We start from the raw sequence: 12,033 nt of genomic DNA on the forward strand, positions 1-12,033 counted from the left end.
GGTTCGGCGCTGGGCCCTGCCCGTCAGTCCTGCTCGGCGGGCTGGCCCAGCAGCCGGGCGCGGCGGGCGGTCAGCGCGGGCAGGTCCACCCGGAGCGGCCACGGGTGCGCGGTGCCGAACGGCTCCGTCGTGTAGTGGGTGACGTAGCGGTATTTCCGGCTCCCCGCGTCGAGCCGGAGCTCGGCCAGGGAGATCGTCGGCTTCTCCTCCTCCGGCACCACGATCCAGTACGCCGGCACCCCCGCCCGGGCGTAGAGCGCCCGCTTGGTCTCGGTGTCCCGCAGCGCGGACGTCGGCGAGACCACCTCGACCACCAGCAGCGCGTCGGTGATCGGGAACGGGGTGCGCCGGAGATGCTCCGCCCGGGTCACCACCACGTCCGGCCGGGGCTCGTTGTGCGCGTCGACCGTGGTCGACTGGTCGGTGCCGACCGCATACTCCTCCGAAGGACACGAATCCTCCAGGATGTTGGCGATCCACCGGGCGATGGTGTTGTGGTCGATCGTGGCCGAGGGGGACACGATGATGCTCCCGTCAATCAGCTCGTAGCGCCGGCCGTCATCGGGCAGGGCGTGCAGGTCTGCCGTGGTGTAGCCGTGCGGGCCGGGCCGGTCGAGGGCGATCGGGGCGGCGGTCATCGGACCTCCGGGATCGGTCGGGGAAGCCACGAGGTCAAGGCTACGGGTGGGACGTTCACGGGCGCCACGCTAACGGAGAGCACCGACAGTTTCACGTAACGGCACCGGGGGCGACACGATTGCGCCGCCCCCGTGTCACGGGTCCGTCGGTCAGATCTCGACCTCGTGGTGGTCGTCGTGCAGTCCGCCGCCACCACCGGCCGGCGCCGTGCTGCCGCCGGTCGGGCCGGTCAGCGGCCGGGTGAGGCTGCGGGTGTCGTAGGCGTACGTGATGATCGCGTGCGCGACCGCGTCGGACATCTCGTCGATCGCCTTCAGGCTGACGTTGTCGATGTCGTCGCAGGCCTGGTGATAGCAGGGGTCGTAGGCCTGGCCGGCGGTGCCGCCGTAGACCCGGGCCTCCTCGGCCGTCTTGACCAGTTCGGCACCGGTGAAGAGGCCGCCGGACGGGATGTCGACCCCCTCCGCGATGAACGGCCCGTAGTCGCTGCGACCGGAGAACGGCGTCTCGGCCGAGGCCAGCCGCTGCGACCGGAAGTAGTCGTGGAAGAGCTTCTCGATCGCGCCGGAGCCGGGCGGGCCGGCGGCCGAGCCGGTGCCGGGCGGGAAGGCCGAGTTGTCACCGTCGTAGACGAACCGGACGTAGTTCGGCGAGCCGACCATGTCGAAGTTGAGGTATAGCGCGATCCTGTCCCGCTCGGCCTCCGGCAGGTTGGCGATGTAGTACGTCGAGCCGACCAGGTTGGCCTCCTCGGCGCCCCAGAGCGCGAACCGGACCTTGTTCTTCGTGGGGAACCAACGCATCTGCTCGGCGATCTCCAGCAGTGCGGCGCTGCCGCTGCCGTTGTCGTTGATCCCCGGTCCCTCCGGCACGGAGTCGAGGTGCGCACCGGCCATCACCACGTTGCGGGGGTCGCCCCAGCGCGACTCGGCGAAGATGTTCTCGGTGGTGGCCTGCCCCCGGTAGGTGTCGGTGAAGACCCGCAGGGTGAGACCGTCCGCGACCTGACCGGCCAGCTCCTGGCCGAGTGCCTGCGAGACCCCGACGGCGGCGAAGTCCAGCGTGTACGCGTTGCCCAGCGTCCCGGAGAGGTCGCCCGGGATGTTGTTGTAGATGACCGCCGCGGCCGCGCCGGCCGCCGCCGCCGTGCTGGCCTTCTGCCCGAAGGGGCAGGCGCCACGGCTGATCACGACGATCGTGCCGACGTTGGCCGGGCCGAAGTCCTCGGGGTTGCAGCCCTGGAAGTCGCCGGCCGGCACGCTGGCCGGTGCGGTCACGTCGGCGCTGCCCGAGTAGCTCATGATCCGATGTGGCAGGTCACCCGCGGGAGCCGAGACGCGCTCCAACTCGGACGGTGTGTTGATCAGGAAGGTCTGGAAGTCGAACGCCTGCCGGGTGACCCGGTATCCGGCCTTCCGGAACACCTTCTCCGCATAGTCGACCGACCTGTCGTATCCGGGTGCGCCCGACGCCCGGTTGCCGTTGTTGCGGTCGGCGATCTTCTGCAGCTCCCTGAGATGCTGCTGCACGCCCTTGGCGGTGACCGCCTTGCGCAACACCCAGGAGCCGAGGCTCCCGAGGCCGGAACTCGCCTGTGCCGGCGAGGGCGCCGCCACCACTGCCAGCGCCGTCACGAGTGTGGTGGCCAGCAGGCCACGGCTCCACCGATTGCTGGTGCGACCCACGCTGCCTCCCTGTCGGGTCACCGGGGTTACCGGTCTTATCGAGGGAGGTCAGCATAGCCAGGCGTGCATGGCCGGTGAATAGTCCGGACGAGTGCGCTTACCGGCCGGTGGTGCCGCGACGGGCGGTTCCCCGGGCACCGGTGGCCGGCGGACCACGACCTGGGAGAGCAGGTGTGGCCCGCCGGCACCGCCGGTGACCGGTCTGGCCCCCCGCCAGCCGATCGGGCGGCGGCGCTGACCCGCCGGGCCAGCGCCGCCGGAGGCCGTCGTTGCCGGTCGACGACCTCGTCCGGTAGATCGGTCCCGGCCGGTGGTCCGGAACCGAATCCTTTCTCGTCCTGTTGACGATAACCACTGTGATAGCTTCTCGTCAAGGTGGTGATAATTCAGATGGCAGAATTTCCGCCGTTCGCCGTGACCGTCGACCTGGTGGTCCTCACCGTGCGCGCGGACGACCTCTGCATCCTGCTGGTCCGCCGGGGCGTCCCCCCGCACCAGGGCCGATGGGCGCTTCCCGGCGGGTTCGTCGGCTTCGACGAGGACCTGCCGGAGGCCGCCGCCCGGGAGCTGACCGAGGAGACCGGGGTTCCCGAGCCGGTCGGCCACCTCGAACAACTCGGCACGTACGGCTCACCGAAGCGCGACCCGCGCGGCCGGGTGGTGACGGTGGCGTACCTGGCACTGATGCCGGACCTGCCGCACCCGGTCGCCGGCACCGACGCGGCGGCGGCCGACTGGCTCCCGGTCTCCCGGATCGCCAACGCCCGGCTCGCCTTCGACCACGACGCCATCCTGGCCGACGGGCTGGAACGCGCCCGGGCCAAGCTCGAGTACACCCCGCTGGCCACCGCGTTCTGCCCACCGGAGTTCACCATCGCCCGGCTGCGTACGGTCTACGAGACCGTCTGGGGCAGCCGGCTCGACCCGCGCAACTTCCACCGGAAGGTCACCAGCACCCCCGGGTTCGTGGAGCCGGCCGGCCGGGTCACCGAGGGCGACCGGGGGCGACCCGCCCAGCTCTTCCGGCGCGGTCCGGCCGAGTTGCTGCACCCACCGATGCTCCGCCCGTCCGTGACCCGCCGCTGACCCGCCGCCGCTCCGGCCCGTCCGTGATCACTGCCGCTCCATCAGCCGCGATCCGCCAGGCCGGTCGCCCGGCGGCAACTCAGGGGCCCGGCACCGCGGCGGCTCAGGAACCGGTCGCCGGCAGCGGCGTGCCCGGCACCGGCACCGGCACCGGGGTCGGTGCCGGGGTGGTGGCGGTGCCGGAGGGCGGCGCACCCGTCGGCGTGGGCGATCCGCTCGGCCCGGGCGACGGTGGCGTCCCGGTCGGGCGCTCCGACGACGGCGACGGGAACGGGGATGGAGATGGGAACGGCGACGGCGGGCCCGGGAAGGGGGACGGTGCGGGAGAGGGGGGCGTGGCCGATGGCGGGGAGGGTGCCGGGGACTGGTCCGGCGTGCCGGTCGGGAGCGGCGCTGGTGGCAGTGCCGGCCCGTTCGGGATCTCCGGCCCGTCCGTCGGCGCCGGCCGACCGACCGGCGGCGGGCCCGGCTCCCCCACGGCGGGACCGGGGCGCTCGGCGACGGTGCCGGGCGGGACGGCGAGCGGTCGGGAGCCGGCCTGCCGGGACCGTTCGCCGCTACCGACCGGGCCCGGTTCCGCCACCGGCGGCGCCGTCGGAAGCGGCACCACCAGTGGTGACGCGCCGGCCGGCGGTGGCACGAACGGGGTGGCCTCGGCCGGACGCATCCCGTCGGAGACGGTCGCCGAACCGCTGCCGATGGCCGCCAGGATGGGCAGCGAGGAGGTGCCGGCCAGCAGGGCGACGGTGAGCAGGTAACGGCGGGCCGGACGACCGAGCCCCTCCGCCCGGTGCACGCCGGTCACTCTCCGGTACGCGACGTGCGTACCCCCGGACCGGCGGTGCCGGGCCAGCAGCACCGGAGCCGGCGGCTCGGAACCGTGGTTGGGCACGGGATACTCCTCACGGAAAGGATCTCGGTCGCGTGATTTCGCCGCTACCTACAGTGGCGGAGTAACTCTGTGTTGGCCAGCGTCACACAGCGTGTCAGTGGCCCAGTTTCGGTCACGGTGGTTTCCGTACCCGATCAAATCGGTTGATGTGGTGCGAAGCCGGCGGCGTTCCGGAGACGGCCGAGGCCGACCTGTAGCGGTACCCGGTTGCTCTGCGAATATGGAGCCGACGGCAACGCGGCCGCGACCTTCGCGCACCCCCGCGGCAGGCAGGACGTGGTGCCGGCGCTCGGTGGACCAGCTCGGCCCGGAGCGGCCGGAACTGGTCCGCGCCGCGTGGCTGCCCCTACCGGGGTCAGGCGCGGCAGCCACCCCCGGTCCGGCACCAGCCGGACGGGCGCACGAGCTGCGCGGTCGGGACACCCCCGGTGCCGACGCACGAACGACAGGGAGATAGGGATGGCGAAGGGCGATCCCGCGGGCACGGCCCGCGGCAGGCGAGCCACACCCCGGTCCGCACGGTCTGGCGGCACGTCCCCAGGCACCGGTGACCTGGTGCAACTACTCACGCCCGAGGGCGACCGGATCGACAAGGTCACCTGGTCGGACGGCACGGAATACCGCGTCGACTTCACCGACGAGGAATACCGCGGGCTCTACCGCGACCTGGTGCTGGTCCGCCGGCTGGACACCGAGGCGACCGCGTTGCAGCGCCAGGGCGAGCTGGGCATCTGGGCGAGCCTGCTCGGCCAGGAGGCGGCCCAGGTCGGCTCCGGCCGGGCGCTGCGGCCGCAGGACATGGCCTTCCCGACCTATCGGGAGCACGGGGTCCTCTACTGCCGGGGCATCGACCCGATCATGCCGCTGGGCCTCTTCCGCGGCGTCGACCTCGGCGGCTGGGACCCGAACGAGTTCAAGTTCAACATGTACACCATCGTCATCGGGGCGCAGACCCTGCACGCCACCGGCTACGCGATGGGCGTGAACATGGACGGCCGGACCGGCGGCGACGACGGCGAGGCGGTGATCGCCTACTTCGGCGACGGCGCCTCCGCGCAGGGCGACGTGAACGAGGCCTTCATCTGGTCTGCCGTCTTCAACTCCCCGATCGTCTTCTTCTGCCAGAACAACCAGTACGCCATCTCCGAGCCGCTGGAACGGCAGACCCGGATCCCGCTCTACCAGCGGGCTGCCGGCTTCGGCTTCCCCGGCGTACGGGTGGACGGCAACGACGTGCTGGCCACGTACGCGGTGACCCGGGCGGCGCTGGACAACGCGCGCCACGGTCAGGGCCCCACCCTGATCGAGGCGTACACCTACCGGATGGGCGCGCACACCACCACCGACGACCCGACCCGCTACCGGATCGCCAGCGAGGTCGAGGCGTGGCAGGCGAAGGACCCGATCGCGCGGGTCCGGGCGTTCCTCGGCAAGCAGGGCATCGCGGACGACACCTTCTTCGCCGAGGTGGAGGAGCAGGCCAGGCAGGAGGCGCTGCGGCTGCGCGAGCGGGTGCTGGAGATGCCCGACCCCGAGCCGCTGACCCTCTTCGACAACGTCTTCCCGAACGGCTCGCCCGAGGTGGACGCCCAGCGGGAGTTCATGGCCCGCTATCTGGACTCGTTCGAGGGGAGCGTGCACTGATGGCCACCGAGACCCTCACCCTGGGCAAGGCGATCAACCGCGGCCTGCGCCGCGCCCTGGAGCAGGACCCCAAGGTCGTGATCATGGGCGAGGACGTCGGCAAGCTCGGCGGCGTCTTCCGGATCACCGACGGCCTGCAGAAGGACTTCGGCGAGAACCGGGTGATCGACACCCCGCTCGCCGAGTCCGGCATCATCGGCACCGCCGTCGGCCTCTCCATCCGCGGCTACCGCCCGGTCTGCGAGATCCAGTTCGACGGCTTCGTCTACCCCGCCTACGACCAGATCGTGTCGCAGGTGGCGAAGATGCACTTCCGCTCGCAGGGCAAGGTCCGGGTGCCGATGGTCATCCGGATCCCCTTCGGCGGTGGCATCGGCGCGGTCGAGCACCACTCGGAGTCCCCGGAGGCGTACTTCGCGCACACCGCCGGGCTCAAGGTGGTGGCCTGCTCGTCGCCGCAGGACGCGTACACGATGATCCAGCAGGCGGTCGCCACCGACGACCCGGTCGTCTTCCTGGAGCCGAAGCGGCGGTACCACGAGAAGGGTCAGGTGGAGCTGGACACGCCACTCGGCGACGCGTACCCGCTGCACGCCTCCCGGGTGGTCCGGCCGGGCCGGGACGGCACGCTGCTGGCGTACGGGCCGATGGTGCGTACCGCGCTGGAGGCGGCGACCGCCGCCGAGGAGGACGGTCGGGACCTGGAGGTCGTCGACCTGCGTACCCTCTCCCCGCTCGACCTCGCCCCGGTCTACGAGTCGGTGAAGCGGACCGGCCGGTGCGTGGTGGTGCACGAGGCACCCGGCAACCTCGGCCTCGGCGCCGAGATCGCGGCCCGGATCACCGAGGAGTGCTTCTACTCCCTGGAGGCACCGGTGCTGCGGGTCACCGGCTTCGACACGCCCTATCCGGCCGCCCGGCTGGAGGAGGACTACCTGCCCAACCTCGACCGGGTGCTCGACGGCGTCGACCGCACCTTCGGGTGGTGAGCCGGATGTCACGGGTACGCGAGTTTCCCCTGCCGGACCTCGGCGAAGGGCTGACCGAGGGCGAGATCCTCAAGTGGCTGGTCCAGGTCGGTGACACGGTCGAGCTCAACCAGCCGGTGGTCGAGGTCGAGACGGCGAAGGCGGCCGTCGAGATCCCGGCCAAGTGGGCCGGGAAGATCACCGCGATCTTCCACGGCGAGGGCACGGTGGTCGAGGTCGGTGCGCCGATCTTCGCCGTGGACACCGACCCCGGCGCCGGTGACCTGCCGGAGCCGTCGGCGGCCTCGCTGGCCGCCGTCGAGGTGGCACCCGCCGAGGGCGCCGTCGAGCCCGGCCTGATCGGCGGGCCCGCTCCGGGTGGCCGGACGGCGGTGCTGGTCGGGTACGGCCCACGTACCGGCGCCGCGAAGCGGCGGCCCCGCAAGGGTGCGGCGGCGCCGAACGGGGTACCGGTGGCGAGCCCTCCTGCGGCACCGAACGGGGTGGCGGCGTCGGGCGCGCCGACCGCGACGCCGGCCACCGAGCCGGTACCACCGGCGGTGACTGCCGAGCCGGTACCACCGGCGGCGGCTGCCGCACCGGCGCCCCGGACCGGTGGTACCGCCGCCGCCCCGGGTGCGCTGGTCCTGGCGAAGCCGCCGGTGCGCAAGCTCGCCAAGGATCTCGGGGTGGACCTGCGCACCCTGAGCGGGTCGGGGCCGCTCGGGTCGATCACCCGGGACGACGTACACCTGGCGGCGGCCGGAGCGGCGACGGAGGCGGAGCCGGCGACGGCCGGCACGGGCACCTCGGCACCGGCGTTCGGGCCGGACCGGGAGCAGCGGATCCCGGTCCGGGGCGTGCGCAAGCTGACCGCGCAGAACATGGCGGCGTCGGCGTTCACCGCCCCGCATGTCACCGAGTTCCTGACGGTCGACGTGACCCGCTCGATGAAGGCGCTGGACCGGCTGCGCGGGCGTCGCGAGTGGCGGGACGTCCGGGTCTCGCCGCTGCTGCTGGTCGCCAAGGCCGTGCTGCTGGCGGTCGGCCGTCATCCGATGGTCAACTCAACCTGGGCCGGCGACGAGATCGTCGTCAAAAAGTACGTCAACCTGGGCATCGCGGCGGCGACCGAGCGCGGCCTGATCGTGCCGAACATCAAGGACGCCGGCCGGCTCACCCTGCGTGAGCTGGCGGACGCGCTGACCGCACTGGTGCAGACCGCCAAGACGGGCCGGACGGCTCCGGCCGACATGTCGGGCGGCACCCTGACCATCACCAACGTCGGCGTCTTCGGCGTCGACACCGGTACGCCGATCCTGCCGCCGGGCGAGTCGGCGATCCTCGCTTTCGGGGCGGTCCGGGAAATGCCCTGGGTGCACAAGGGCAAGGTCAGGGTGCGCCAGGTGACCACGCTCGGGCTCTCCTTCGACCACCGGATCATCGACGGCGAGTTGGGCTCGAGGTTCCTGCGTGACGTGGGCGACTTCCTGACCGATCCGGAGGCCGCGCTGCTGGGTTGGACCTGACCCGCACGGCGCCCGCACCAGCTGCGGACGATGCGGCCGGTGTGCCCCGGGTTACTCCCGGGCACACCGGCCGTTTACATTTGCTTACGAAGAACCGTCGGCCAGGTTGCTACTCGACCTTTGATTCTTCGGCTGGTGTTGCAGCTCACCTAATAATCAGTGGCAGCCGTCGCTCGCGCGAGGTTCAATGGACACATCAGACGGCCACCACAACCGAATAAGCCAGGGGGCGCAACACCATGAGCATGATCAACCGGATCCGCAGCCGCCGGGAGACGGCGCGCCGCGAGCGGGCGATCCGGCGGGCACTGCGGGCGAGCAACTCGCCGGCTGTCCGTGACGAGATCCTCATCGCCGCGCAGCGTTACTACGGCTGACCTCGACAGACTCCTCACCTCCTCCGCACCAGATCGACGGCCCGCCCGGAGCGCTCCGGGCGGGCCGTCGGCGTTTCCCGCCCGGGCCACACCGGAGTTCCGTCCCTGCGACACCGCCCGGTACGGTGGGCTCGGTCGTCGACCGACCGGCCGGTAGGAGATGCGCCGAGCAGAACTGGTTCGGCCCGCCCGGACGACCGGTCCGGCGACCCGCGCTGCCCGGGCGGCGCCGGCCTGGACCGGCTACCGTGCGGGAAGCTTGCCCAGCCGGTGTCACGCCGGAGTCGCCGACAACCCGCCGGCGATCGGTGCGCATGACCGGCGCGGCCGACATGTGATGGAGGAGGCGCGCGCATGACGTCCGAGGATCCGCAGCACCCCGGCCGGTGGCCGGACGAGGCTGCGCCGGGCGCCGCAGGCCCAGCCACGTACGGCAATCCCGCACCACACCACGACGACCGGTTCCCGCCGCAGGGCCCCGGTGGTACGACCCCGCCCGCCGATCCCGGCTGGGCACCACCGGCGGCCGCCGGGCGGGCGGGCCCGCCCGCGGCCTGGCACGAGCAGCCGGGCAACATGCCGGGGCATCCCGGGCAACCCGGCTGGGGATCCCCCGGCGACGAGCGTGGCGCGGCCGCGCCACGCCCGGACGGCCCCTGGGGGCCGCTACCCGAGTCCGCCGGAGGCCCCTCGACGGGTCCGGGCTTCCCACCCGAGTGGGACAGTCCGCCGGGACAGCCCGGCCCACCTCGCTGGTCCGGTGCCGGCCAACCCGCCGAGCCGACGAGCGGCCCGCCCGGCTATCCGAACCAGCCCGGCTCACCCGCCGGCCCGTCGGCCCACCCGAACCAGCCGCATTCCCCCGCCGGCCCTCAGGGCTATCCGGACCAGCCCGGCGGCGGTGCTCCGGGCTTTCCCGGCCAGCAGTTCGGAGCGCCGAGCTATCCGCCGGCCGCTCCCGGCAGCCCGGTCCAGCCCTCGTCGGCAGCCCCGGGCAGCCCTGTCCCGTACGCCGACCCGCCGAACTTCTCGCCGGTCAACCGGCCGGTCATCCCCGAGGTCGAGCCGTGGCCGGCGGCCGAGGCATGGGGTTCGGCAGCGCCGCGTCAGGACCCCGGCCGGCCGACAGGTGACCTCCCGCAGCGCCCTGGCAACCGTCCACCCGCCGCCGAGCCGGACGCACCGCAGGGCGATGCGGCGCAGGCGTCCGCCTGGGCTCCCCAGCCGCCGACCTGGTCCACCGGGCCCGGCGAGGCCAGGCCGGGGCCGTTCGAGCCCTCCCGGCCCGAGTTCGACCGGCGCGAACCAGACTTCGACCGCCGCGAGGCCGACTTCGACCGGCGCGAGCCCGACTTCGACCGGCGGGGGCGCGATTTCGACGGCCGCGAACCCGACTTCGACCGCCGCGAGGCCGACTTCGAGCGGCGCCGGGCGGACGGGCCGGCGTACCAGCCCGGGTTGGCACCGGGGATCTCGCCCGGGAACGCCGTGCCGTTGCCGCCGCAGGAGACGCGGATCCCTGGCGCCAGCCTCGCAGCGTCACCGCCGGCCGACTATGCCCCGGGCGACTATGCCCCAAGCGACTATGTCCCGGCCGACTATCCGCCGGGGCCGGGGCCGGGGCGCCAGCAGGCGAACGAGTACGAACCGGCGCCTCGCGAGGCGGCCGGATGGGGCCCGGGGGCGTCCGAGGCGGCTCCACAGTCGCCCGCTGCACCGCCCGGCGCCCCCGCGGTCGTACCACAGCCCCGGACCCCGAGCGATGCGGCGATCGCCGGGCGGGTCTCCGTACCCGGGGTCGCGGGTCGGCAGGAGTCGCCCGCCGAGTCGGACCGACCCACCGGGCGGGCCGTCGCCGGCAGTGCCGCCGTACCGGCGGCGAGCCGGGTGTTGCCGCCGGCCGACCTTCCCTCGGCCGCGGTCCCCGCACCGAAGCCACGCGTGTACGGGCGCCCGGCCGGCGCCGAGGAGCCGGACCGACCGGGCCCCTCGGCGCCGGGCGGCTGGGATGCCGAGCGGCCGGGTCCGGACTCTCCCGGTGGCCGGGACGGTGAGCAGCCGGGTCCGAGCGCCTCGGACGGCTGGGACGGCGACCGGCCCGCGGGCGCGAACCAGCATCGACCCGGACCGACGGTCTACGGTGCACCGCCAGCCCACCCCGGCCGGGATGAACGCGGTGCCGACTTCCCGGACGACCCACCGGCGACCCGGGTCGCCGTGCCGGGCGCCAGGGCACCGCAGGTTGACGCTCCCGACCGTTCCGCAGGTCCCGAGCGTCCCGGCGGCGGGCCGCCCTTCGCCGATCTGATCGGCCCGGGCGGCGGCCCCGAGCAGGGCCCCGGTGGGATCGGTGTGGACGGGTCGGGTCCGGGTGGACCGGCGTCCTTCGGTGGGGACCGCTTCGGCGGACCCGGCCAGGGCGAACCCGACCGGTTCGGCGGACCCGGCCAGGGTGGACCCGACCGGTTCGGCGGACCCGGCCAGGGTGGACCCGACCGGTTCGGCGGAGCGGGACAGTACGACGGTGACCGCTTCGACGGTCGGGGTCCGGTCGGTGCCGGCCCGTTCGGTGCCGCCACCGCGCCCGGCACCGACCGGTTCGGCGGGCCCGCACCCGTACAGCCCGACTTCGGGTCGCCATCCGGCGGGCCGCCGCCCGGATTCGGCAGGACCGGTCCGGCGGGACCGGGATCCGGGCCGGGGCCGACGACCTACGGCGCGCCGGGCAGCCCGGCGCCGTACGGGCCGCCACCGTCTGCCGCTCCGTCGAGTTGGGACGGGCCGTCCCAACCGGAGGGAAACGCCGAGCATGGCCGGTTCGACGCGTTCAAGCCCGAGGCGGCCGAGGCGGAGGCCAAGACCGAGGCCCCGACACCGCAGGTCCGCAACGGCAAGGTGCTGTTCCTGGTACTGGTCGCCGCCGTGCTGTTGCTGGCGATCCCGCTGGGCACGCTCTGGCTGCTCGGCAAGATCGGCAGCGAGGAGGCGGCACCGCCGTTCAACCCGGCGGTGGGTGCCTGTGTCAAGGACTCCGGCGGCACTCCAGTGGTCGCGGACTGTGCCGAGCAGGACGTTTTCAAGGTGGCCTCGAAGGTGACCGACAAGAACGAGTGCCCCGCGGAGACCCCGCAGACCATCGTCATCCCGGAACGGCAGGAAGTGCTCTGCCTGGAATCGGTCGGGACGCCTGCCGGCGGATAGCGGCCCGGCAGA

9 protein-coding genes are annotated in these 12,033 nt (G+C 73.3%); 6 read left to right on the plus strand and 3 right to left on the minus strand.

From position 1 onward, the window contains the following. Nucleotides 1-23: 23 nt before the first annotated feature. Together ACN27G_RS30485 and ACN27G_RS30490 are read right to left on the minus strand one after the other, a co-directional pair. A complete protein-coding gene (locus ACN27G_RS30485; protein ID WP_421496130.1) occupies nucleotides 24-638 on the minus strand; it encodes a Uma2 family endonuclease in 615 nt (204 codons plus the stop codon). Between the two features lie 150 nt (nucleotides 639-788). Continuing rightward, nucleotides 789-2,324: a M28 family metallopeptidase gene (locus ACN27G_RS30490; RefSeq protein WP_421496131.1), complete on the minus strand. Its 1,536-nt coding sequence runs from the start codon at nucleotides 2,322-2,324 to the stop codon at nucleotides 789-791. A 390-nt stretch (nucleotides 2,325-2,714) separates the two neighbouring features. Here ACN27G_RS30490 and ACN27G_RS30495 point away from each other — a divergent pair, with 390 nt between their 5' ends. Then, on the plus strand, nucleotides 2,715-3,410 hold the full coding sequence (locus ACN27G_RS30495) for an NUDIX hydrolase (RefSeq protein WP_421496132.1): 696 nt from the start codon (nucleotides 2,715-2,717) through the stop codon (nucleotides 3,408-3,410). A 103-nt stretch (nucleotides 3,411-3,513) separates the two neighbouring features. On the opposite strand, the gene ACN27G_RS30500 is transcribed toward ACN27G_RS30495, so the two are convergent. After that, the gene (locus ACN27G_RS30500; RefSeq protein WP_421496133.1) at nucleotides 3,514-4,302 is read right to left on the minus strand and encodes a hypothetical protein; all 789 of its coding nucleotides are present in this window, start codon (nucleotides 4,300-4,302) and stop codon (nucleotides 3,514-3,516) included. 459 nt (nucleotides 4,303-4,761) lie between these two features. Here ACN27G_RS30500 and pdhA point away from each other — a divergent pair, with 459 nt between their 5' ends. The 5 genes from pdhA to ACN27G_RS30525 all read left to right on the plus strand — a co-directional run bounded on the left by pdhA (nucleotide 4,762) and on the right by ACN27G_RS30525 (nucleotide 12,021). Then, a complete protein-coding gene (gene pdhA, locus ACN27G_RS30505) occupies nucleotides 4,762-5,946 on the plus strand; it encodes a pyruvate dehydrogenase (acetyl-transferring) E1 component subunit alpha (RefSeq protein ID WP_421496134.1) in 1,185 nt (394 codons plus the stop codon). Next, nucleotides 5,946-6,935 carry an alpha-ketoacid dehydrogenase subunit beta gene (locus ACN27G_RS30510; protein WP_421496135.1) on the plus strand — a complete coding sequence of 330 codons (990 nt, stop codon included), beginning with the start codon at nucleotides 5,946-5,948 and terminating at the stop codon, nucleotides 6,933-6,935. The genes pdhA and ACN27G_RS30510 overlap by 1 nt, the downstream gene beginning before the upstream one ends. 5 nt (nucleotides 6,936-6,940) lie before the next feature. Beyond that, a complete protein-coding gene (locus tag ACN27G_RS30515; RefSeq protein WP_421497515.1) occupies nucleotides 6,941-8,443 on the plus strand; it encodes a 2-oxo acid dehydrogenase subunit E2 in 1,503 nt (500 codons plus the stop codon). 239 nt (nucleotides 8,444-8,682) lie between these two features. Then, nucleotides 8,683-8,820 (plus strand): hypothetical protein, encoded by a 138-nt coding sequence (locus ACN27G_RS30520; protein WP_421496136.1) that lies wholly within the window; start codon nucleotides 8,683-8,685, stop codon nucleotides 8,818-8,820. Between the two features lie 354 nt (nucleotides 8,821-9,174). Continuing rightward, complete coding sequence (locus ACN27G_RS30525; RefSeq protein WP_421496137.1) at nucleotides 9,175-12,021, plus strand: hypothetical protein; 2,847 nt, start codon at nucleotides 9,175-9,177, stop codon at nucleotides 12,019-12,021. Nucleotides 12,022-12,033: the final 12 nt, after the last annotated feature.

This window comes from Plantactinospora sp. WMMB334 (genome assembly GCF_049179095.1).
Classification (GTDB): domain Bacteria; phylum Actinomycetota; class Actinomycetes; order Mycobacteriales; family Micromonosporaceae; genus Plantactinospora.

What these genes read in the sequence shown, in the direction of transcription:
- ACN27G_RS30485 (WP_421496130.1), bottom strand. Translation starts at nt 638, where the DNA reads ATGACCGCCGCCCCGATCGCCCTCGACCGGCCCGGCCCGCACGGCTAC.
- ACN27G_RS30495 (WP_421496132.1), top strand. Translation starts at nt 2,715, where the DNA reads ATGGCAGAATTTCCGCCGTTCGCCGTGACCGTCGACCTGGTGGTCCTC.
- pdhA (WP_421496134.1), top strand. Translation starts at nt 4,762, where the DNA reads ATGGCGAAGGGCGATCCCGCGGGCACGGCCCGCGGCAGGCGAGCCACA.
- ACN27G_RS30510 (WP_421496135.1), top strand. Translation starts at nt 5,946, where the DNA reads ATGGCCACCGAGACCCTCACCCTGGGCAAGGCGATCAACCGCGGCCTG.
- ACN27G_RS30515 (WP_421497515.1), top strand. Translation starts at nt 6,941, where the DNA reads ATGTCACGGGTACGCGAGTTTCCCCTGCCGGACCTCGGCGAAGGGCTG.
- ACN27G_RS30520 (WP_421496136.1), top strand. Translation starts at nt 8,683, where the DNA reads ATGAGCATGATCAACCGGATCCGCAGCCGCCGGGAGACGGCGCGCCGC.
- ACN27G_RS30525 (WP_421496137.1), top strand. Translation starts at nt 9,175, where the DNA reads ATGACGTCCGAGGATCCGCAGCACCCCGGCCGGTGGCCGGACGAGGCT.